The sequence below is a fragment of the Bacillus multifaciens genome (assembly GCF_030756675.1).
GTDB classification, from domain to species: domain Bacteria; phylum Bacillota; class Bacilli; order Bacillales; family Bacillaceae_G; genus Bacillus_A; species Bacillus_A multifaciens.
On sequence record NZ_JAVBXD010000022.1, the window covers coordinates 21,698 to 44,101 of the forward strand.

Here is a 22,404-nt window from a genome sequence, read left to right on the forward strand (position 1 = left end):
TTAAAACAAAAGGAAGGAGCAAGTGCAAATCATGTTGTATTCTACATAGCGACGATTTATATGTCGAAAAATTAAAATGGATTTATATATATGGAAAAATTAAAAATATATTCATATATTAGGATGTTATCGGTATAATCATTCTAGTAAACTAGTGAAAACAAAGGTACAATAGAAGAGTGTGTCACTTTTCGAAATGCAAGAAAATAATTATGTAATGGAGTTAGAGAAATGGGTAGGATCGTCAAATACGTATGTATTTTAGGTATTGGTGTTATTTTTGGTGTAGCATGTAATAAACAAGTTATGGGCGTAATTGAAACAGGGAAAAATAAAATTTTTCAAAAAACCCAGGAACTTCGTGTAGATTTTTCATTTGACATGAAAGACACAATGATGATTGAAAATGTTCCATTTATAAAACAACTTCCCGAATTAGAAAGAGGTTGTGAAGTAACGAGCTTAGCAATGTTACTTCAATATAAAGGAATTAAAGTGGACAAAATGACGCTTGCAAATGAAATTGCTCATGTCCCATTTGAAACAAACGGTGTGCGAGGAAATCCACACGAAGGATTTGTTGGAAATATTTACACAAAATCAGAACCAGGTTATGGTGTATACCATCAGCCAATTTTTAAATTAGCACAGAAATATGTTCCGGATAAAGCTGTTGATTTATCTGGAAGAGACGTGAAGGATTTGTATAAAGTACTTAGTGCTGGTTCTCCAGTATGGGTGATTGCAAATACAACCTTTAAGCCGCTAAATGAAGGCAACTTTGAAAAGTGGAATACAAACGCTGGAGACCTAATGGTTACATATTTTGAACATAGTGCCGTTATTATCGGTTATGATCAAAACTCTGTATATGTAAATGACCCACTTGCAGATAACCCGCGTAAAAGTATTCCACGTGCTGAGTTTGAAAAAGCGTGGGAACAAATGGGGAAACAAGCAATTACTATTTTGTAACGATGAAAAGCTATCAGTTTTGATGGCTTTTTGTTGTTAATAGACAATGTATATAAAGTCAAAACCCATTCTTTTTTTGGAGGGCGAGAGGAACTGGCCATGTGTAGTAGCGGTCAGGGCTTTTTTCTGCCTCTTGCCATGTTTTAAAACACAAGGAGCGAGCGAGTGCGGGGCATCGGGTGTTTTTCGTAGCAGCGACTTATGTGTGTCGATAAATTGAAATGGATTTATATAAGGTAAACAGCGACATACTCTCTCCACTTTTTCTTTTTAGGGGAGGACGAGAGCACCTGACCGTGCATAGAAGCGGTCAGGGCCTTTTCCTGCCACATACGATGTTTTAAAACAAAGGGAGCAAGCGAGTACAGGTCGTGTTGCAGTCTGCATAACAGCAACTTATCTGTCGAAAAATTAAAATTGATTTATATAGATTCAATTCTAAATGAAACTACTTGATATCAAATTTTTACGTCGATACACACTTAACACGATACCCATTAAAAACGCATGAAACAGAGTTGGCATCAATCCATAGCTAATAAAAGGCAAGGATATAGAAGTAATCGGTAATAAGCCTAGGATCATTCCAACGTTATAAATGAACTGGACTACAAAAAGAGTCACTCCGCCAACAAGAAGCAATTTACCATAATGACCATTTATTTTATAAGATATGACCATTATCCTTGCTACAAAAAGGGAAAGAATCAAGACAAGGATAAGTGCAAACAAATACCCATAATAGTAAGTCAAACTTGCAAACACAAAATCAGTATGTGCAGCAGGGATAGACTTTACATTTCCAGATGTACCAAACCAACCCGCTGACAACATTACCTCTTTTAAACGTATATACATAAACCCTGCGCCACCCGCATCTTGCTCTGGGTTTAAAAACCCTAAGATTCTAGCCGAATGGGTGCCCTTTACTGTGGGACGAAAAAACAATTCACCGATGATAGATAAACAAATTGGTACAACTGTAATGATCAGTGCCTTTTTCTTACCTAACTTACTCCACCAAAGCATAACGAATACCATCATGATATAGATAAAGGTTGTTGAAAGGCTTGGTGTAGTTAAGAATAGACACAAAGAAAATAGGTGCAAAATCCCAAGATGCCAAACCTTTAACTTACCGTTATTGAAAAAAGAAGCCCAAGCTAGAAAAAAGAATGGTACAGCCATTAAACAGCCAATTGTAATGGGACCAATTTTTATTAACGATTCTCCATACATTGAAGTGTTTGGGAAATAGTTTATCATTAACAGGATAAGTACTCCAATTGTGTAAAACAGCCATCCAAGTCTCTCTAATTTCCGATAATCAATCATCATCATCCCAAGAGCCGTCGCAATACCGAGAATAACGAATATCACCTTATTGATTAGTAAATCATCCGTATGTCCAAGAGCTACAACTGGCAAGAAACCTAGCCCCATAACAGTCACCAATAAAATAATAATGAACCAATCAACCTTTGGCTTATGAAGTTTGTTAAGTTCTTGACCAAGTTTGAATGGACTTCCCATTTGTTCAACAGCCTTGTCTTCAGCAATTTCCTCACTTAGCCCTTTCTCTATCCACATGTTCTTAGCCTGCTTCAAGTGAAATTCCAATTCAGTTGCCACAAGATTCTTTGCTTCTTTTGATTTAATATGATTGGTAACTTCTTTTAAAAAATGATCCCCTTTTTTGTTCAATTTTGTCTCACCCCTGTACTAATTCTTTTAGTATAAATCTTGCCTTTGCAGAATCTTTTTCTGCCTTTCGTAATATCTTTCTTCCCTTATCATTTAATTGATAATATTTAGTTTCTGAATGATCCCAACTTGATTGGATAAAATGATTCTGTTCTAGACGATGTAATAAGGTGTATAAAAAGCCTTCATTTCCTTCGAATTTTTGAATTCCTCTCCCACGCAATAGCTGTGCCAATTCGTACCCTGTTTTTTCATTCATGAGAAGTTGCAAAACTGCTAAAAAGATATCTTCTTCATTTTCGGATGGTTTATTAATTTTTTCGTAAACCTGCTTACGATGCTGATCAGAAAAATTCAAATGTTTAAAGGTTGTTTTCTCCATTGATTTTCGTAGCCCTTTTAATCGATCTTCCATTTGATTATTCCCCCAATCCTTTCTTCAAGAGTTCCTTAGCTCTTTTAAGTCTTGTTTTAATCGTGTTTTCCTTCACTTCTATTACCATAGCAATATCTTTGATTGGCAATTCTTCAAAATAAAAGAGATAAATCACTTCTCGATATTTTATTGGTAAGCTCATTACTGCAGAAGTCAGCCTACGATCCTCATCATTTTGAATAACAGTCTGTTCAACACTTTCTTTTTGAACCCCAGTATACGTAGATTCATTTTCTGTAACGATTACCTTTTTGTTATACCAACTTTTTATATAGTCCTTACAATGATTAATAGCAATTCTCCACAACCATGTTCTTAACTTCGATTTTCCCTTGTATGTATGAAGAGATTTGTAAAATTTAACAAATATATCTTGGGTTAAATCCTCAGCGATCTCTTTATTATTTACATATGAATAAACAAGCTGTAAGATCTCCTGTCCATACTTGTTCATTATCTCGTCTATAAGGGCCTCCTTATCTTCTATTTCAAACACCTCTGCTGTTAATTCATCCACATCAGTTCCTCCTTCCAATTTATTAGACGACGTACTCCATTGAAAAGTTTTCTAAATTCCTTAAAAGAAAAACGGTTGTCAATGTCCATACCGTTTTATTAAACCTATCTTTATTTCAAGTTTAATTTTGCTTTACTGTAACTACTCAGTTACTGTATGAAAAACCGACAGAAAAGCATTTTTTTAAATGGGCGAGATGGACTGGCCGCGCATAGCAGCAGTCAGGGCCCTTTTCTGCCACTTGCGATGTTTCAAACACAAGGAAAAAGCGAGTACATGGCATGTTAAAATATATATAAACAGAGCCTCTCACACGAGAGGCTCTGTTCTTGAAACTTATTATAGAAATAGATGACACCCAAATAATATTGCAAAGACATAAAGAAGCGGATGTACTTCCTTTCCTTTTCCTTTTATGATTTTTAAAATCGGATAAATTAAGAAACCAAGCGCTATACCGTTAGCGATACTTGATGTGAGTGGAATACCGATGAAAATAAAGAATGCTGGGAACGCAGTTTCAAAGTCATTCCAATTTATCTCTCGAACGTTTTGCGCCATTAAGCCACCAACAATAATAAGAGAAGGTGCTGTAATTGCCGCTACACTGGATAAAGATGCAATGACAGGACTAAAGAACGCTGTAATAATTGTTAAAACGATAACAACAATACTTGTTAATCCTGTCCTACCTCCTGCTGCAATACCAGCAGAAGACTCAATTGTAGCTGCTGTTGGACTCGTTCCAAACATTGCCCCTACTGTTCCACCAATTGCATCAGCAATAAAAGCTTTTCCAAAACGTCGTTCTTCATGATCTGTATTTAAACCTGCCTGCTTAATTAAGCCTAGCAACGCTCCTGTTGTATCAAATAACAATACAAGTAAAAATGAAAAGACAACGCCGTATAATCCGTATTCCATTACATCTCCCGCAGCTTGAATAGGATTAAACGTAATGATTCCCTCAGGTAAATGCGGAACTTCTACAAGTTTATGTTCAAACTTTAATTGTCCTGTGAAAAAGGAAATAATCCCCGTCACAATCATACTAATAAATAGTGCACCTCTTACGTTTAAAACCATCAATACTGCAGCTAACACTAAACCAATTAACGTTAACACAACAGACAAAGAATGGAAGTTTCCAATCGTAACTAAGTTTGTTGGATGATCTACTATAATACCTGACAAACGCAAACCAATAAATGCAATAAACAAACCAATTCCCGCTGCAATCGCATGCTTTAAACTGTCTGGAATCGCTTCAATTAACTTTTGACGAAATGATGTAAATGAAAGTAATAAAAATATAATACCTGTTAAAAATACAGCTGAAAATGCAATCACATATGTAATTCCCTCTGCCTTTTGAACAACAGAATAAGCAAAATAAGCATTCATTCCCATTGCCGGTGCAATGACAATTGGATAATTTGCTAAAAATGCCATACACAATGTTCCGATAATTGTTGCAATAATTGTTGCAGTAAAAGCTTGATCGAACGGCACTCCTGCATCAGATAAAATCTTCGGATTAATAACAAGAATATACGAAAAGGTTATAAACGTCGTTATCCCTGCTAAAATCTCCTGCTTTACAGAAGTGTTATACTTTTTTAATTGAAACATATTAGCTATCCTTCCTATGTAATAAAATAAATCTTTTATTATACAAAAAATACAATACTTAATCATATCAATTGCTAAAAAGAGACGTCAATATCATCGCTAATAGTTCGAATTTTAAAATTAAGTTGATATATACAAGTGAAAAAAACCTTTCTTTTTTTGGGTGGGTGAGAGCGTCTGGCCTTGCGTAGTAGCGGTCAGGGCCTTTTTCTGCCTCTTGCCATGTTTCAAACAAAAGGAGCAAGCAAGTGCAGGGCATGAGAGCAGTGACTTAGATATCGAGACATGAAAACGGATTTATATAGTACAGAAAACATTGTCTTTTTTTGTAGCATAACAGTTATAAATGTTTTATAATTTTAAATAGTTAAATAAATCTGTAAGCGGATACAATATTTTTCATATTAGTTAAGGAGGTTTATTATGCAGCACACAAACAAAACAGAAAATTTAAACCGTGGATTAAAGCAACGACATATTACCCTTATGTCGCTTGGGTCTGCTATTGGGGTTGGGCTATTTTTAGGATCAGCTTCCGCTATTAAACTAGCAGGACCGTCTATTTTATTCGGTTATATTATTGCAGGCCTTGCGATTTTTTTCATTATGCGAGCGCTTGGAGAAATGGCAATTGAACAACCTGTTGCCGGTTCATTCAGTAAATATGCACATGACTATTTAGGTCCGTTAGCAGGTTATATAACGGGTTGGAACTATTGGTTCTTATGGGTTGTAACTTGTATGGCCGAAATTACAGCGGCAGGAATTTATATGGAATATTGGTTCCCAGGAACCCCGCGTTGGGTTTGGGCGTTAATTGCTCTTGTCTTAATGAGCGCATTAAACTTTTTATCGGTTAAAGTATATGGAGAACTTGAGTTTTGGTTTGCTTTAATTAAAATTGTCACAATTATCTGTATGATCATAATTGGCACCGGTATTATTTTATTCGGTTTTGGAAATGGCGGCGTAGCGACTGGAATTTCAAACCTTTGGTCACACGGCGGTTGGTTCCCAAATGGATTTTCTGGCCTTCTTTTATCATTACAGATGGTACTATTTGCTTACTTAGGAGTAGAGTTAATTGGTGTAACAGCCGGTGAAGCAGAAAATCCGAAAAAAACATTATCTAAAGCGATTGATAACGTTTTTTGGCGCATTTTAATCTTCTACGTAGGTGCCTTATTCGTTATGATGGCAATTTATCCATGGAATGAGATTGGTGAAAAAGGAAGTCCATTTGTACTAACGTTTGAACAAATCGGCATTGCAAAAGCAGCAGGAATTATTAACTTTGTTGTCTTAACAGCTGCTCTTTCTTCTTGTAATGGTGGTCTCTTTAGTACAGGTCGTATGCTATTTACATTAGCACAACAAAAACAAGCACCAGAAAAATTTGGTCAGTTAAATAAAAATGGAATTCCAAGCAAAGGAATTTTAGCAACCGCTTTCGTATTATTAATAGGCGTTGCATTAAACTACATTGTTCCGGCAAAAGTATTTACGTGGTTAACGAGTATTTCCACGTTCGGAGCAATTTGGACTTGGGGCGTCATTTTAGTTGCACAACTTCGTTTCCGCAAAGGACTATCACAGGAGGCGCAAGGCAAATTAGCGTACAAACTGCCATTGTATCCACTTAGCTCTTATGTTACGCTCGCTTTCCTTGTTTTAGTATTAGGAATTATGGCATACTCTGCTGATACACGCATCGCATTAATCGTTGGACCAATTTGGCTCATCGCTTTAGTAGTCGTATATTATGCAAAAGGATTTCATACAACAGATAAAACAGCGAAATCTTCTTCGCAAATCGGGTAATGCTAATCCCTTCCTTATATGAGGAAGGGATTTTTTCTTTTCCATCGCTGCAAAAAAAATATTTCTCAACAAAATTCACCTTAATTTTACAAAATTTTATAAATTCCCCCTTTTTTCTTCCGTTATATTTCGGTAAAGTAATACAGGGACACTTTTATTCGTAGGGGCATTTGATAGTTAGTTGAGCGAATCGCACTCTTACTTAACTTACTTTAGGGGGATTTTTTATGAAGAAACAAAAATGGCTGAAACTCACACTCGCAACAGGAATGACTTTAAGTATGGCTACCATGTTTAGTTCAACGACTTTTGCTGAAAGCGCTGTAGATCCAGCTCCGCAAATTGCAGCAAAAATTGTAAACGAAAACGCTGAAAAAAAAGTATTATTTGATAATACACATGGGCAAACAGCAGGGACAGCTGATTGGGTTATTGATGGGGGATTTTCTGATTTTGGAAACGGCATTGCAAACAAAGGCTTCTCTGTAAAAGAACTACGTAAATCAACACCTATTACATACGATGACTTAAAAGATTACAATGTGTTTATCGTTCCAGAAGCAAACATTCCTTATAAAAAATCAGAACAAGACGCTATGCTGCAATATATAAAAAATGGTGGAAGTATCTTCTTTATAGCCGATCATTATAACGCTGACCGTAATAAAAATCGCTGGGATTCCTCTGAAGTTTTCAATGGGTATCGCCGCGGAGCATGGGAAACTCCAGTAAAAGGAATGTCTTCTGAAGAAGTATCTTCACAAGCTATGCAAGGTGTAGAAAGTTCTGATTGGCTATCAGACAACTTTGGTGTACGTTTTCGCTATAATGCAATTGGCGATGTTTCTACAAATAAAATTGTAGCACCTGATCAATCATTTGGAATTACTACAGGTGTTTCATCTGTTGCCATGCATGCTGGGTCAACAATTGCAATTGTAAACCCTAATTTAGCAAAAGGAATTGTTTACTTACCAGAAGGTTTACCTAAGTGGAATAACGCTGTCGATAGTGGTGTATATAACGGCGGGGGCATCGCTGAAGGCCCTTACGTTGCAGTTTCAAAGGTTGGTTTAGGGAAAGCAGCCTTTATCGGTGACTCTTCGCCAGTTGAAGATGCGACGCCAAAATATGTCCGTGAAGATACAGGACAGTCTAAAAAAACATACGATGGATATAAAGAAGAAAGCGATGCTACTTTATTAACAAATATCGTAAAATGGCTTTCTACAAAAGAAACATATACAAGCTTAAATCAAGTAAACGGATTACAATTAGACAAACCAACACCATTAAAAACATTTGAACAACCAAGTGCATCAACTGAGCCGCAACCAGAACCATGGAGCGCTCCTAACCAAGGATATCAATGGTTTAATTCCAGTACATTTAAACCTGGTTCTTACGGCTATAATAATAGCAATAATAATAGCAATAATAATAATGATGGTGGAAACGTCTCAACAAATGATTATAACTTTATACACCCTAGTATTCTTCCAAACAGCGGTGTATTTCAAGTAAAAATACAAGCAAATCATTTATTACCAAACACGACTTACAATAATTACTCCCTAGGTATTTATACAAGTGGTGGCACACAAGTAGCAAAAGTTCAAAATGAAAACGGCACTTGGCCTTCTTCTTACGGTTATAGTAATTCATTTTCCTTTACGACAAATAGCCTAGGTGTTGCTGAAAAAGTCGTGAATGTACAAATTGCCCCTAATACAACAGGGCAAGCTACATTACGCCTTCGTCAAAACACGACTGTAAAAGAAAATAAAACGGTTGTAATTGGAACATCTGCTATTCGATAAAGTGAAACTTCCATCAGTGGGGGTTTTCTTCATCCCCCACTGATGGAAAGCCCGCCCAATCGGGCTTTTACGGGCAGTTATCCCTCACCTCTCTTCTTCGCTTCTCTCTGAATCTTGAGGTGGGGGTCTTACTGCCCGTTAATGCGGGATAAAGGAAATCCCCTTTCAATAGAAAGGGGATTTTTATTGTACATAACTATCACCATCACTATATAAGAATATTTTTTTACAATAAAGTGACCTTTGTTGACTCAGAAAAGTTAATAAGATAAACTATTAAATATATAAAACTATTAACTATGTTTTTTTAGGTTAGGAGGAATCACATATGGAAGCTGCGCTACAGTTTGATAAAAAACAACAGCCAAAAAAGAAACATCCTCCAGGTTTGTACTTACTCTTTTTCACAGAAATGTGGGAACGATTTAGCTATTACGGATTACGAGGATTATTAACATTATATTTAACAACAGCCTTAATAAACGGTGGTCTTGGTTTTAGTAAGAGCTGGGCACTTACGATTTATGGCTTTTATACAGGCGCTTGTTATTTCACCCCATTGATTGGTGGATTTTTAACAGATCGTTATCTTGGTAGACGATTAGCGATTACACTTGGCGGTATAACAATTGCAATTGGTAACCTTACGTTATTTGCACTGCAAAGCCAATTAGGACTATACCTCGGATTAGCGCTCATTATTATCGGGAACGGTTTCTTCAAACCAAATATTTCTACCCTTGTCGGAGAATTATATAAAGAAAACGATCCACGCCGTGATGGTGCCTTTACGATTTTTTATATGGGAATTAACGTCGGTTCATTCCTTGCTCCACTCGTTTGCGGATATTTATCAGAAGATTTGTTTAAAACAACAATAGATGGCGTTATGCATTACGGTTTCCGCTATGGATTTTTAGCTGCGTCTATCGGGATGATTGTCGGACAAATTTTATTTACAACATTATCAAATCGTTTTCTTGGTGATATTGGTAAAAAACCAACAGCGGCTTTACAAACAGGTACAGGCAACAAAACAGCTGGCAATACACCATTAACAAAAAAAGAAAAACAGCATACAGCAGTTATTGTCATTTTAACGTGCTTTGTTGTTTTCTTCTGGGCTGGATTTGAACAAGCTGGTAGTTCTTTAACTTTATATACAAATAGCTTTGTAGATCGCTCTATATTCGGTTGGGAAATTCCAACATCTTGGTTTCAGTCTGTAAACCCGCTATTCATTATTTTATTAGCACCAGCTGTTTCTGCACTTTGGACAAAGCTTGCTACTACAAAACGCGGTGACTTGAAAATCCCAACAAAAATGGGTCTCGGTATGATCTTACTTGGAATTGGTTATATGGTTCTTGTTGTTGCTACATTAAAAACAGGAAGTAACGAACAACAAATTACAGAAAAAGCAAACCTGCTCTTTATTGTCTTTACCTACCTGTTCCATACATTAGGTGAATTATTCTTATCTCCGGTCGGACTCTCAATGGTAAGTGCACTTGCTCCTGTCAAACTCGCATCTTTATTAATGGGCGTTTGGTTAGCAAGTACAGGTGTTGCTAATATTTTAGGTGGACAGTTAGCAAACTTTACAACTTCATTAGGATATTCAGAAGTATTTGCTGTGATTGGAGCTGTCGCTATTTTCTTAGGATGTATCTTACTATTAATTTCAAAAAAATTAGTAAAGTGGATGGACTAAAAAAGATGAGGGGTTATCCCTCATCTTTTTTATGCATTTTCTCCTTTTTCTATCGCTTGCTTATAGAAGAACGAAATTCCACCCTCAACGAAGGTGGAATTTCTTTTTAATTATTTAATCTTTTTCGTCTGCACCAAGTTCCCAGATACTACGTATCGCTTGGAATTATCAAGTACAGACGTACATGTAATAAGTGTTACTTCATTTTTCCCATGATCTTCAACGACTTCCCATTTATCCGGTGTGACTTGTGTTACTTGTTCTACCGCATACTCATATTCATTTTCACTATCATATAAATATACTTTATCATTCTTTTTTAATTTTGAAATATCGCTAAATAACACACTTTTTTTCGACATGTTATGTCCTGCTAGCGCATAGTTCCCTTTTCCCATCTCTTGTTTCTCTTTTACTGTTGCTGCACCTGATAATAAATTTTTCTCTGTTGAACCATTTAAAATTGGAAGTTCTAATCCAATACTTGGAATCGACATACGCCCAATCACTTGTTTTTTATCTAATGAAGCATTGGCCACATCAGCTAAATCCGGTTGATTTATTTTAGAAGCATCAACAAATTTCGTTTCTTGTTTTTCATACTTTATTTTCTTAATAGCTTGTACGTTTTCATCTTGCATTTTTCCAGCTTTGTAACCATCATAAAATGGTTTTGCAATTAAAACGCCACCTACAATAAATAAAAGAAGTGCCAGTATACTATAAATCTTTTTCTTATTCATTCTCCAATTCCTTTCCTTCACAAAATTCCTCTTATATAAAATGATAAAGTAAGAATGCTAGATATACAAGTAACATGTACAAGACAAAGGAAATGGCACTCCTTATTAGGAAGTGCCATGATTATCATTTTTGCAAACAATAAAAGCTCAATGTTCCATCTGCTTCATCTGCACTTACAAATATATTACGGTTGCTAATCTTATGAATCCCTTCTGGTGCTTTGCCTCCTGAAGGAACAAGACCAATATAAACAGGGAACATCGGGATCGTTACATCAAAAAAGAGTACTGCATTTGCTCTTTCAGCAGCAACAGCCATAATCGGACTTTCTTGTATCATTCCTGTTGCAACATTTTCCACTTCACTGCCTCGGCTATTACTGCGACTATCTGGATATAAACCTGCAGCTGCAACTTTCTCATCAATAAGGTTCATACTATCATATACAAGCGAACCATTTTGACTCCATACAGATATATTGCGTCCACCTGATTTCACACCATCTTTAAATTCATTTTTCCCTAGGTCTCCTTCATTAGCAGTAATTACAAAACGCCCCGATTGATCCCACGTTATACCATCTGGTTCTGGTCTTGCAATTAGTTCATCTTGAAAAGAAACAGCACCATCATTTTGCAAATCTGCTTTATGCTTTGTTGTTCCAAGGCCAAATATCGTTTCAATGTTTTGTCCTTGCAAATTAACAATAGCAACAGCATTATTCTCTTGTAACGTAACAGCAGCTTTTTCTCCATTTGGACTAATTGCAACATATTCTGGCTGAGGGTCATGTTTGTAAACTGTTCCGTTTCCAATTTGACTTATATCAATTGATAGCTCATGGTGAATTCCTTGCAATACATCTCCACTTGGGAACGTGATGATAGAAATCGTACCCGGTCGCTTCGTTTTTTTCATATTGACTTCATTTCCGTCATTTGGATCTCCTTCTTCATCCTCATTACAAACAACAAGCTTTGTACCATCTTTTGATAAAGCAATAGAATCCGGTCCTACACCAACCTCATATGTTTTCACAATATTTTTCGATGATAGTTCTACAACCGCTATCTTCCCTTTATTTGCATTGTACAAGTTATCGCCTGTACGAAAAGCAACAAATGCATACTTACCATCTGGTGTAACTGTTGTACTCGTCACCTCTGCTTCGGAATGAATTCCTTTCAAACTCACTGTCCCTTTCAATTGAATGTCTTGTAAATTTTCAATTGAAAGGATGCTAATTTGTCCTAGGTCTGCTTCTGTTACAACTAACGTCTTACCGTCCGGTGAAGATGCAGCGATTTCCGCTTTTCCACTTGGCATTTGGAAAATAGCCGTTCTTTCTAACTTTGTATCCTTATGTTTATTACTAATGAATTTATTTACCATTTCCTCTATTTGCCCACGAAATGCTGGATTCGAAATACTCCCTTTTGGTAAACTTTCTATTTTATTAGCAAATTGTTTCGTTTCTTGATTGATTTTTTCTGCGTTTACATAACTGCCTGTCCATAATACACTCGCTATAATTCCTCCGCAGAGCAAAGCCTTTCTCATTCTCTAATCCCCCCATTTCAATACTTCTTCTATTGTAAAAAGGATTTGTAAACTCTCCCTATAGCATTTCATTAAGCTTTTGTAAAAATGCGGAAAAATTTTCCGAGTTCTAAATATAAAAAAAGATGCGCTCTTTCGCACATCTTTTACACAACCTTATTACGATATAAAGAAATATGAAATATTGTTGTTTGGATTAGTAAAATGATAAATATTACATACAGTGGATATTCCGGAATGTTTCGATTAAATAGTGGATAAGCAACTAAAGTGGCAGCTGCGATAGGTAGAATACACCATAATGAAAGAAGGGTAGTTCGACACGCTTTCGCCGTCAATATTTCTTCTCTTTCATCTTCACTTGGAAATAATAACGGAAATGTCCAAAATGATAATTTCTTATATTTCTTTTTTTGCACCTTGTAACCAATGATTATCCCTATCCCTATAATCAGCATCAATGCAATTGGCGTTATATTCATCGTAACAGTCCACGTTTGCTTTTCGGTACGGATGATGTTTGCAAGTTCCGTAATGATATGAAAATACTCAACAAACCCCCAACCCGCTATAACAAGTATACCTATATTTATTACATAAGAAAGGCCGATTCTATTCATTTGCTATCTCCTCCTTTTGAAGAACAAATACCTCTTCCATCTGCAAGCCAAATACATCACAAATCATGAGCGCTAGTAATAATGAAGGTACATAATCCCCCTTTTCAATAGCAGCGATCGTTTGTCTCGTTACCCCCACCTTTTCAGCTAATACACTTTGTGAAAAATGAAAACGGGCTCGTAGTTCTTTTACTCGATTGTAAATGGTCAATTTTACCACCTCTTACCATTATTGTATGCTAAACTTCACAAAATGTAAACTCAACTTAACATTTAATGATAAAAAAAATCTACTTTGCTTTTGCAAAGTAGATTTTTACTTTAATCTAAAATGACAACACGAACCTGTTTTCTTCCCCAAGCACTAGAAGTCCCTTTATCTGGAACGAAAACATCAATTTTATATCCTTTAATCGCACCACCAGTATCCGCAGCAATAGCTTCTCCATATCCTTGAACCCATACGCGTGAGCCTAATGGAATAACCTTTGGATCAACGGCAATTAATTTCAGATTTGGGTTTGATGTTAAATCATAGTGGCCCCAAGCAGAATACACATGTTCACCTGGCTGTTTGCCATTTTCAGCTGGATCATTTGTATAAGCTGTAGCTTCTACAAAAATTTCACGTCCTCCGCCTTTTGCAGGTTTTTCCGGAACTGTATCGTTTACTGCCTGTGCTTGTGACTGTTCTTTCTTCGCTTTTTCACGATCTGCCGCTGCTTGTTGTTCACGAGCAATTGTATCTTGTACGCTCTTCATATCTGATTCAAGCTTTGCTTTTTCTTGCGCAGCAAGTGTAAGCTGACTAGAAATTTGATTATATTTCGCTTGTACAGCTTGTAAGTTATCTTGGCGTTTCTTTAAGTTTTCTTGTAACTCAGCTTGTACTTTTGCTAATTTTTGTTTATCGCCTTCTAAAGATTTTTCTTTTTCATCAATTACCTTTTTATCGGCTTCAATTTGGCGAAGATCTTGTTCTTGTAAACGAAGAATCTCTTTATCTGCATCCATAATCGTAGAAACTGCAGTCATACGTTGCAGGAAATCTGCAATGTTTTTTGAATCTACAATTACTTCTACTACTAAACTTACATTTGAGCTGTCTTGAACAGAGACCATACGTTTTTTCATAATATCTTTACGCATAAGTACTTTTTCTTCTAAATTAATAATCTCTTTCATTTTTTGCTCAATTTGTTTATGCGTTTCATCAATTTTACGCTGAATTGCATCTTGTTCTTCTTTATTTTTTGTAATTGTATTATTTAAGTCCGTTAATTCTTTTTGAATGCCTTCAATGTCTTTCATTACAGCTTGCTTTTCTTGTTCTTTTTGCTGCATGTCATTATTATTATTTTGCAATTGCTGCTGCATGTTGTTTAATTTCTCGTCGTTTGACTCAGCTTTTACAGCAACTGTACTACTGAAACAAATAAATCCAGCTAATACAAGACTACTGATACGCTTAAAATAGTTCATAATCCGACTCCCTTCTCTTACATTTATACATGATTTGTTTTACAGTTTGTTTACAAACTCATTAAATACAGTTTATTTTTCATGACGAAATATAACGAATCATGAAAAAATTGTAATAAACTTATTCGATATTTTTAAATTTTTATATGGATATATTTAAAAATAATGCTACAATTTCAATATAAAGTGAAACTTTAATCAGCGAGGTTTTCTTCATCCCCCACTGATTATTAGCCATCACCAATCGGGCTTTTACGGGCAGTTTTCTACTTATTCCTTTTTATTTATCTGAATTTTGGGATATTTTACCATAACCCGCAAATAGCGAGATGAAAAGAAAATTATAGAAGCTTGGAGAGAAGACTATGTTTACAAAAAGCAAATCACTAGAAAAAGAAATTGCTCAATTACAAAATCAAGTACAAGAATTAGAACATCAGTTACATGAGAAAGAACAAGAACACAAAAAGGTCATCACTTCATTACAGGGAAACGTATTAGCTATTGTCAATGAACATGAAGAAGTTAATCGCCAACATCATACGCTACAAAGTTTAATTCAACAGTTAAATGACTGTTTTAACAACGTAACGACAAGTACAAACCGTTCCAGCGAGCTGAACAATGATATGCTGCAAAAAGAACAAGGGCTTATTCAAGCTATTGAAGAAATTGTAACGTGCTCGAATGAAGGAAAAGATTCCGTTCACGGCTTACTTACTGTTATTAACAAATTAGGTGAGCAATCACAACGTACGTCTAACAGTATGAATCATTTAAGTGAGCGTTCAAAAGAAATTGAACAAATTGTTGAAGTGATTCAAAATATCGCTGCTCAAACAAACTTACTTGCTTTAAATGCAAGTATTGAAGCTGCTCGTGCTGGTGAACATGGAAAAGGATTTGCAGTTGTTGCCAATGAAGTTCGAAAGCTTGCTGAAAGCACTGCTGAAAGTACAAAAAACATTGGAGATTTAACAAAGAAAATTCAAGAAGAAATTGAAAAAGCATATGAAAATACAAAAGATAATCTTCACCTTGTTGATGAAGGTGTTGAAGTAAGCGCAGATACAAATGCAAGAATTGAAAAAATCTTAACGATGGTACAAACATTACAAATAGGTGCTACAGATGTGATTGAATCCATCGAGCAACAAAAACATTGTAACGAAGACGTATTACGTGAGTTTACAAAAACACAACACATGTTCAAAAAGGTAAATGACACACTGGTAAAACATGTAAATGATGCTCAAAAAGTAGATACAAAGTTATCTACAAGTCTAGAAGAACTAGCTGGAACAAAAAAATAATAAAAAGCCTGAATCGATAGGTTCAGGCTTTTTATTATTCCTTCTCTCTATTTGTTTTTTGTAAAAAATTGTCGTTATCCTTACATTTACTCCGATTTTTCTGAATAGTATTATATTTTATATAGATACTTTTTGCTGAATCCATATGGAACGGAGGACCCGTTATTGTAAGGAGAAACTTACTAGGGGTGAATCTTGAACAGTAGGGTACCCTTCAAGGCCCGAACCCGACAGCTAACTTCGTAAGCATAACTGGAGGGATTACTTATGTTATGACTGAAGAACAACGATACTTACCTTATTACTTTACTACTAAGAAAAAGAGGGATCCGTTATGTTCATTGTGACCAACATGCTTTATATAAAAAGAAATTGCGAAAAAGAAGTACTAACAGCATTACAACAATATTACCCTACTCCTAATACGCGAGGTTTTATTAATATAGAAGTTTCCTATACAAAACATGGGAGAGATCATACAGAATTCTTCATTCGCACATTATGGAAAACGCAACAAGATTATCGAGGATGGCTCACCTATAAAAAGAAATCTACTACTATTACGTGGCAACAGCAAGTTCAACCATATATCATTTCTTCCAAGTCCAACGCAACTCAGCTCCATCAGTAAAAATACAAAAAAGCATGGAAATCATATAGATTCCATGCTTTTTAAAATTAATATACTTTCTTTTCCTGACAGTATAAGTGAATCACATGTTCATTTTTCTGAAACACATCATGTGTTATATTAACAATGCTAAAATTACGTTTTTCTTGCTCTTTCTCATCTTTAAAAAAGACTTGTTCTCCTTCTTTAAATTGCCATGCACTATTAAATGTTGTTACATACTCTCCATTTACTAAAAACAGCTCATATTTCATCATTTGTGAACCCCTCCCGAATCAATTATTCAAATTACCCTAGTACCATATTTAAATTATAAGCTGTTTAAAATGGAATTCAATATGATTTACTCTCAATCTGAACACACTTTCTAAGACAACGTAAAGAAATAGGGAAATGTATGATAAAAAAGAGGATATAAAGGTATCCTCTTTTTTACGTGATGGAATGAATCATTACATATTAAAAGTAGCGGAAATTTCCTTATTTCACTTCAGCCATTGGTAAGTTTTCATACTTAACGAAACATGCTGCAAATAAGCCTAGACCGAGTATGGCTGCAAGTAGAATAAACGTCGTAGTGAAACTGAAAGCTTTCATAAATGTAAAAGAGATAATTGGACCAAAACTTGTTCCAGCAAATAAAATGACTGTGTACATTGATATTGCAATACTACGAGCTTTACCTCCTAATTGACCAACAAGAGAAACTAAAGAAGGTACGGAGAGTGCAATGCCACTTACAAAAACTATACTCATTATTGTTAAAAATAACATGTTTGTAAGAAAGCCCATTGATGCTAGGGCTAAAATGGAGAGAAGTAGCGCCCACCGAAGTACAAACAGAACGCTAAAATGTTTTGCTAATTTACCTGCTAGTGGAGACAATATCATTCCTAGGATCCCGAATGAACGAATATACAGAAGTTCGTAATTGTTCATTTGGAAAGATGGATTGGTTAAATATTGCCCTAAGGTGGTGTACATACTAACGAAAGACATGAGTAGAACAAAAGCTATTACGTAACTAAATATTAGATTTTTATTAGTAAAGACAATGCCAAGTTGCTTCATCGGCTCCCAAATACTTTTCTTTTGATCATGACTTATACCTTTTGGAAGTAACCAGAACACTATTGCGGCAGTAAAAATATAAACTGCAGAAAGAGAGTAAAAAACAAATTGCCAATGAAATTGTTGGCTTACGTAAGCACTAAATACTTGACCGACGATTCCGGCAACGAGGAATCCTGTACTAATAAAACCAACAGCACCAACCTTTCTTTCGTTAGGGAATACTTCTAGTGTGTATGCTAACGCTACTGGTGAAAACGTTGCAGCAGCTAAACCTTGTAGACCTCTTAATACAACAATATATGAGAAAGAATGAACCATTCCTAGCAGGAATGAAATGACACTTAAAGAAATTAATCCAAGACATATAATGTTTTTACGGCCATATTTTTCAGAAATCGCACCGTAAATAAAACATCCACTAGCAAAACCTATTGAAAATATACTAGAAGTTGTAGCTGCTTGCGATAGAGAAACATGAAAATTATCACTAAACATGATAATGAGTGGAATACTTACATATAAACTGGACATAACAACCATTCCAGTCCAGCATAATATGAGTGTCATAAGATTATAGTTATGCTGTTTTTCAAAATCAATCGCGATCATAAAATCACCTTCACCTTCATTTTAATTATACTAACTTATAGTTAGATAACCTAATTAAAAAGTTAAAAAAGAGCTACTATCGCTTTGGATAGGTAGCTGTTAATCGCTATTTATCGCTCAATTCCAAGTCGTACTTGTATATTTTCATTTAATTTCTTAATGATTTTCTCAAATACTTGACGTTCAGTAGGGGCTAATTCATCAAAAATGGAGGCGCAAGTAGACCAATATGTTGGCAATATTTTTTCAACAAACTCACGGCCTTCATCGGTAATGCTTACATGGATTTTTCTACGATCGAACGAGCTGTGTTTTCGTGTAACAAGGTTTCTTTTTTCCAACCAATCAATCATAGAAGTTGCAGATGCACGACTAATTCCTAAACGTTCAGCTATCGCTGAAGGAGTTATCATTTTGTTATCGTGCAGAGTTATTAAGATTAGCAAATCAAGTTTGCTTTCTGTAATCCCAAAATGAGCTAACTCCTGGTCCATTACATCCAAGATATTATCGCTTAACCATAACATGATTAATCCCATAGAGGCATCATTACGGTTTGTACTTGATGCTGCTGAGCGATTAATAAGCTCTAAATAAGGCTGAATACCTAATTTTGGTAAGGCATCATCTGAATGTGTTCCTTTTCCGTTCTTACGCATTTTCTTTATGTCTACTCCTTTTAATTAGATTACCTAACTATAATTTATTCTAACTATAAGAAAGGAATTACGCAAGAGGAATTTCAGGAAAATTTATGTTATTTTGCTGGCTGTTATTTTAAATAAGGAAGTTAACATACATTAATATAAATATAGTGAGGACATACAAAATAGCTTCCCTCGTCTATAGAGGTGCCACATGTGCAGAAAACAAAAGCCCCCCTTCTAATTAGTTTAGAGGGGGGCTTTTGTTTATAAGGAATTACAAACATATATTTTTCATATTGAAAAAAACTATAGAAAAATTGGATAGATCAGGAAAGATGTTAATGATATTTTATTAATGTTACCAATGTATATGCTATAAATAGTAAGGATAAAAAGATAAATATATCTAGTATTAAAAAAATATATAATATTACTTTTATTTTTTTAGATTTATCATTTCTAATCATATATATAATAAATAGAATTGTAGTTGATTGAAATAAAATAGTAAAAAGCACAAACATGGTAGAAAATAACATTTGTGATAGAAATAAGGTATTTGCAATAAGTAAACAACTAATTATATTAAGAATAGATGTAGTTACTATAAAAATATACTTATAGACGTTTTTAATTTTGATCACCTACTTTGTCACTTTTGTTTATTTGATAATATAGTTGTTTATTTTTATGGTTATATATAAGTATTTTGTTATTGTTTTCGTCTACAATATAAACATCTTTTTCTTCCCAATCTATTCCACGAGATATGTCCTTTTGAATAGAAAATAAAACCTTTTTATTTTTAAAAGGAATTGAATTTCGATTAGCATGAATATCTATTTCATGTTCTTTTATTTTGAGGCTATAATCCCCTGAATAATTGGAGAAGAAAGGTTTTAATTCACTATTAATATATAGAATTTCCTTTTTATCGGTTTCTTTATAAAAGTGTGAATTAATAACTTTTAGATCTGATGTTTTTATGTCCTTTGGTATAAGTAAAAAAGCAACAAGACAACAAAATATAACAATAATAGCAAACAAAGAATATATGTATATATAAGTCATCATTAAATATTTTTTGTAATTACTTTGTTTTATTAATTGACTCTGCAAATTTAAATCCTCCTTTAATAAAGAATCAATTGAAACATTAAATAGTTTGCTTAAGGCTAATAAATTAGTTAAATCTGGAAGACTTTTTCCTAGTTCCCATTTAGATATAACTTGTCTTGAAATAAATAATTGGTTGGCTACATCTTCTTGCGTCATTTTATTTACTAATCTTAAATGTTTTATCCTCTTTCCGATATTCATGTTTGTACCTCCTTTAATTAATTTAATTCATTCTAATGTTAAATAGTAAGAAACGGATCGTAGCATCACAATAAAAAGGTCTGCAACGATCTGTTGCAGACCTTTTTATTGTGATTTATCTTCTATTTTTGTAACTACTCAGCTATACCTTTTAGAAATTTAGAAAAGGGTATGATTCTAGTGAAGATGTGTCTCTCTAGTACTTATAAATTCATTTTTTTGCATATAGACTGCTGTCATGCAAACAAGGACAGGAGCCTGCACTTATTGGCTACTTTTGTTTTCAAACCTTGCACGGGGTAGGAAAAGGCACTGACCGCTCCTATGCATCGCCAGTACCTCTCCCCCTATACATGCGTAAATTTCCAAACATGCCAATCAATTTCATTGCGGAGAAAATTAGCGTTATGTCATAATAGCAAAAGAGAGGTGAAAGAGTTGAAGTACTTTATTTATTTTATTGTTATCATCGCATTTTTCGATACATTTTCACAGTTACCAATTATGAGTACATATGCACAAAATCTTGGAGGGACTCCTCTTATTATCGGTCTTGTCGTAGGAATGTACTCATTTGCTAATATGATAGGTAATATTATTGCTGGTGCCACTGTTGATAAATATGGGCCAAAAAGAGTTCTTTATATTAGCATGGGCATTACAAGTTTCATAGTTTTATTGTATATCTTTGTTCAAAGCGGCGAACAACTTATTATCGTTCGTTTTCTGCATGGATTTAGTGACGGCTTCTTAATACCAGCTGCCTTCACGTTCTTATCAAAACAAACAAAATCAACAAAACAAGGGAAAGCAATGGCTATATCTGGTGCAGCTGTTGGAACAGCAGCTATCATCGGCCCCGCTTTCAGCGGAATTATGAAGGCAAAAGCTGGTATACATTGGGTCTTCATTACAGTTTCAATCTTAATGATACTTGGTACAATGATTTCCCTTTTCTTACTACCAAATTATACAACAAGAACAAAACCATCACGGATACAAATGATGAACAAAGAAGAAATGCTTGAATTATTAAAGTTCGAACCATTATTACAAGCATATATCGGTGCTTTCACCTTAATGTTTTCACAAGGAATTGTCACCTATATGCTACCGGTAAAAATAGAAGCCTTAGGACTAAAAACATCTACAACAGGAATGATGCTTAGTGTTTTTGGAATTACTGCCATCCTCTTCTTCTTACTACCTACAAATCGGATATACGATTTCTTTAACCGTCAAAAAATGATGGTCATTGGTATTGCAGTAATGGCACTTGCGCTATCATTACTTGGTATATTTACAACAAAGAGCATGCTTTTCGTTGTAATGATGATTTACGGAATTGGATTTGCTATCCTCTTTCCTTCTATTAACGCCTTACTTGTCGAAAATACAACAGAAGACAATCGCGGAAAAGCATTTGGATTATTCTATGCCTTCTTCTCTTTAGGCGTTGTGGCCGGCTCATTTACAATTGGAGCAATCGGTGCCTCACCGAGCGTAAGCTTTGTAATTGGAACGGCTTTCTTGCTTACCTTTGCTTCAACAATTTATATACGAGGAAGAGGAAAAAAAACAATGATGGGATAACCCCTATCATTGTTTTTTCATTTCATAAGGAAGAATCTAATGAAATAAGAATGGCTTTCGACAATTCCCCCGGAAATATTTTTTCCCTCGGCACAACTCGATAAAATATTTAGGGATTTATTCCAAACTGTAAAAAAGCACATTCTCGCAGTACAGAGAATGTGCTTTCTATAAATCATAGAAGATATCAAT

19 protein-coding genes, 1 pseudogene and 1 riboswitch are annotated in these 22,404 nt (G+C 34.8%); of the genes and pseudogenes, 7 read left to right on the forward strand and 13 right to left on the reverse strand.

Annotated features, from left to right (window positions below):
- Nucleotides 1-231: 231 nt before the first annotated feature.
- Entirely contained in the window at nt 232-975 is a 744-nt protein-coding gene (locus tag Q9306_RS14570) for a C39 family peptidase (protein WP_306199628.1), read from the forward strand.
- A 438-nt stretch (nt 976-1,413) separates the two neighbouring features.
- Here Q9306_RS14570 and Q9306_RS14575 read toward each other — a convergent pair whose 3' ends face one another.
- From Q9306_RS14575 to Q9306_RS14590, 4 genes are all read right to left on the reverse strand, one after another.
- Nucleotides 1,414-2,679: an FtsW/RodA/SpoVE family cell cycle protein gene (locus Q9306_RS14575; RefSeq protein ID WP_306199630.1), complete on the reverse strand. Its 1,266-nt coding sequence runs from the start codon at nt 2,677-2,679 to the stop codon at nt 1,414-1,416.
- A gap of 7 nt (nt 2,680-2,686) precedes the next feature.
- Nucleotides 2,687-3,094, reverse strand: coding sequence for a PadR family transcriptional regulator (locus tag Q9306_RS14580; protein ID WP_306199634.1), 408 nt, complete (start codon nt 3,092-3,094; stop codon nt 2,687-2,689).
- Nucleotides 3,095-3,098: 4 nt separating this feature from the next.
- Nucleotides 3,099-3,632, reverse strand: a complete 534-nt coding sequence (locus tag Q9306_RS14585) for a sigma-70 family RNA polymerase sigma factor (RefSeq protein WP_306199636.1) — start codon at nt 3,630-3,632, stop codon at nt 3,099-3,101.
- A 339-nt stretch (nt 3,633-3,971) separates the two neighbouring features.
- Nucleotides 3,972-5,264 (reverse strand): NCS2 family permease, encoded by a 1,293-nt coding sequence (locus Q9306_RS14590; protein ID WP_306199638.1) that lies wholly within the window; start codon nt 5,262-5,264, stop codon nt 3,972-3,974.
- 423 nt (nt 5,265-5,687) lie between these two features.
- On the opposite strand from Q9306_RS14590, the gene Q9306_RS14595 reads away from it, so the two are divergent.
- The 3 genes from Q9306_RS14595 (at nt 5,688) to Q9306_RS14605 (ending at nt 10,619) form a co-directional block, all read left to right on the forward strand.
- On the forward strand, nt 5,688-7,085 hold the full coding sequence (locus Q9306_RS14595; protein WP_306199641.1) for an amino acid permease: 1,398 nt from the start codon (nt 5,688-5,690) through the stop codon (nt 7,083-7,085).
- A gap of 227 nt (nt 7,086-7,312) precedes the next feature.
- Nucleotides 7,313-8,905, forward strand: a complete 1,593-nt coding sequence (locus tag Q9306_RS14600; protein ID WP_306199643.1) for a DNA-binding protein — start codon at nt 7,313-7,315, stop codon at nt 8,903-8,905.
- A 328-nt stretch (nt 8,906-9,233) separates the two neighbouring features.
- Nucleotides 9,234-10,619, forward strand: coding sequence for a peptide MFS transporter (locus tag Q9306_RS14605; RefSeq protein ID WP_306199644.1), 1,386 nt, complete (start codon nt 9,234-9,236; stop codon nt 10,617-10,619).
- A gap of 110 nt (nt 10,620-10,729) precedes the next feature.
- On the opposite strand, the gene Q9306_RS14610 is transcribed toward Q9306_RS14605, so the two are convergent.
- From Q9306_RS14610 to Q9306_RS14630, 5 genes are all read right to left on the reverse strand, one after another.
- Entirely contained in the window at nt 10,730-11,362 is a 633-nt protein-coding gene (locus Q9306_RS14610) for a class A sortase (RefSeq protein WP_306199646.1), read from the reverse strand.
- A gap of 124 nt (nt 11,363-11,486) precedes the next feature.
- Nucleotides 11,487-12,923, reverse strand: a complete 1,437-nt coding sequence (locus tag Q9306_RS14615) for a choice-of-anchor I domain-containing protein (RefSeq protein ID WP_306199648.1) — start codon at nt 12,921-12,923, stop codon at nt 11,487-11,489.
- A 146-nt stretch (nt 12,924-13,069) separates the two neighbouring features.
- A complete protein-coding gene (locus tag Q9306_RS14620) occupies nt 13,070-13,543 on the reverse strand; it encodes a DUF2178 domain-containing protein (protein ID WP_306199650.1) in 474 nt (157 codons plus the stop codon).
- Nucleotides 13,536-13,763 (reverse strand): helix-turn-helix transcriptional regulator, encoded by a 228-nt coding sequence (locus Q9306_RS14625; protein WP_306199652.1) that lies wholly within the window; start codon nt 13,761-13,763, stop codon nt 13,536-13,538. The genes Q9306_RS14620 and Q9306_RS14625 overlap by 8 nt, the downstream gene beginning before the upstream one ends.
- A 101-nt stretch (nt 13,764-13,864) precedes the next feature.
- Nucleotides 13,865-15,025, reverse strand: coding sequence for a 3D domain-containing protein (locus tag Q9306_RS14630; RefSeq protein ID WP_306199655.1), 1,161 nt, complete (start codon nt 15,023-15,025; stop codon nt 13,865-13,867).
- A 791-nt stretch (nt 15,026-15,816) separates the two neighbouring features.
- On the opposite strand from Q9306_RS14630, the pseudogene Q9306_RS24655 reads away from it, so the two are divergent.
- Both Q9306_RS24655 and Q9306_RS14640 read left to right on the forward strand, forming a co-directional pair.
- Nucleotides 15,817-16,338 (forward strand): annotated as a pseudogene (locus Q9306_RS24655) (methyl-accepting chemotaxis protein); the annotation flags it as partial.
- 123 nt (nt 16,339-16,461) lie between these two features.
- Nucleotides 16,462-16,602: riboswitch (cyclic di-AMP (ydaO/yuaA leader) on the forward strand.
- 70 nt (nt 16,603-16,672) lie between these two features.
- Nucleotides 16,673-16,969 (forward strand): antibiotic biosynthesis monooxygenase, encoded by a 297-nt coding sequence (locus tag Q9306_RS14640; RefSeq protein ID WP_306199659.1) that lies wholly within the window; start codon nt 16,673-16,675, stop codon nt 16,967-16,969.
- A 47-nt stretch (nt 16,970-17,016) separates the two neighbouring features.
- On the opposite strand, the gene Q9306_RS14645 is transcribed toward Q9306_RS14640, so the two are convergent.
- The 4 genes from Q9306_RS14645 to Q9306_RS14660 form a co-directional block, all read right to left on the reverse strand.
- Complete coding sequence (locus Q9306_RS14645) at nt 17,017-17,223, reverse strand: hypothetical protein (RefSeq protein ID WP_028411216.1); 207 nt, start codon at nt 17,221-17,223, stop codon at nt 17,017-17,019.
- Between the two features lie 226 nt (nt 17,224-17,449).
- Nucleotides 17,450-18,652 (reverse strand): MFS transporter, encoded by a 1,203-nt coding sequence (locus Q9306_RS14650; protein WP_306199661.1) that lies wholly within the window; start codon nt 18,650-18,652, stop codon nt 17,450-17,452.
- 110 nt (nt 18,653-18,762) lie between these two features.
- Nucleotides 18,763-19,311, reverse strand: coding sequence for a MarR family winged helix-turn-helix transcriptional regulator (locus tag Q9306_RS14655; RefSeq protein ID WP_306199664.1), 549 nt, complete (start codon nt 19,309-19,311; stop codon nt 18,763-18,765).
- Between the two features lie 618 nt (nt 19,312-19,929).
- Nucleotides 19,930-20,619, reverse strand: a complete 690-nt coding sequence (locus Q9306_RS14660) for a helix-turn-helix domain-containing protein (protein ID WP_306199666.1) — start codon at nt 20,617-20,619, stop codon at nt 19,930-19,932.
- Nucleotides 20,620-21,057: 438 nt separating this feature from the next.
- On the opposite strand from Q9306_RS14660, the gene Q9306_RS14665 reads away from it, so the two are divergent.
- Nucleotides 21,058-22,212 carry an MFS transporter gene (locus Q9306_RS14665; RefSeq protein WP_306199668.1) on the forward strand — a complete coding sequence of 385 codons (1,155 nt, stop codon included), beginning with the start codon at nt 21,058-21,060 and terminating at the stop codon, nt 22,210-22,212.
- Nucleotides 22,213-22,404: the final 192 nt, after the last annotated feature.

What these genes read in the sequence shown, in the direction of transcription:
- Q9306_RS14570 (WP_306199628.1), top strand. Translation starts at nt 232, where the DNA reads ATGGGTAGGATCGTCAAATACGTATGTATTTTAGGTATTGGTGTTATT.
- Q9306_RS14580 (WP_306199634.1), bottom strand. Translation starts at nt 3,094, where the DNA reads ATGGAAGATCGATTAAAAGGGCTACGAAAATCAATGGAGAAAACAACC.
- Q9306_RS14590 (WP_306199638.1), bottom strand. Translation starts at nt 5,264, where the DNA reads ATGTTTCAATTAAAAAAGTATAACACTTCTGTAAAGCAGGAGATTTTA.
- Q9306_RS14595 (WP_306199641.1), top strand. Translation starts at nt 5,688, where the DNA reads ATGCAGCACACAAACAAAACAGAAAATTTAAACCGTGGATTAAAGCAA.
- Q9306_RS14600 (WP_306199643.1), top strand. Translation starts at nt 7,313, where the DNA reads ATGAAGAAACAAAAATGGCTGAAACTCACACTCGCAACAGGAATGACT.
- Q9306_RS14605 (WP_306199644.1), top strand. Translation starts at nt 9,234, where the DNA reads ATGGAAGCTGCGCTACAGTTTGATAAAAAACAACAGCCAAAAAAGAAA.
- Q9306_RS14610 (WP_306199646.1), bottom strand. Translation starts at nt 11,362, where the DNA reads ATGAATAAGAAAAAGATTTATAGTATACTGGCACTTCTTTTATTTATT.
- Q9306_RS14615 (WP_306199648.1), bottom strand. Translation starts at nt 12,923, where the DNA reads ATGAGAAAGGCTTTGCTCTGCGGAGGAATTATAGCGAGTGTATTATGG.
- Q9306_RS14620 (WP_306199650.1), bottom strand. Translation starts at nt 13,543, where the DNA reads ATGAATAGAATCGGCCTTTCTTATGTAATAAATATAGGTATACTTGTT.
- Q9306_RS14630 (WP_306199655.1), bottom strand. Translation starts at nt 15,025, where the DNA reads ATGAACTATTTTAAGCGTATCAGTAGTCTTGTATTAGCTGGATTTATT.
- Q9306_RS14640 (WP_306199659.1), top strand. Translation starts at nt 16,673, where the DNA reads ATGTTCATTGTGACCAACATGCTTTATATAAAAAGAAATTGCGAAAAA.
- Q9306_RS14645 (WP_028411216.1), bottom strand. Translation starts at nt 17,223, where the DNA reads ATGAAATATGAGCTGTTTTTAGTAAATGGAGAGTATGTAACAACATTT.
- Q9306_RS14650 (WP_306199661.1), bottom strand. Translation starts at nt 18,652, where the DNA reads ATGATCGCGATTGATTTTGAAAAACAGCATAACTATAATCTTATGACA.
- Q9306_RS14655 (WP_306199664.1), bottom strand. Translation starts at nt 19,311, where the DNA reads ATGCGTAAGAACGGAAAAGGAACACATTCAGATGATGCCTTACCAAAA.
- Q9306_RS14660 (WP_306199666.1), bottom strand. Translation starts at nt 20,619, where the DNA reads ATGAATATCGGAAAGAGGATAAAACATTTAAGATTAGTAAATAAAATG.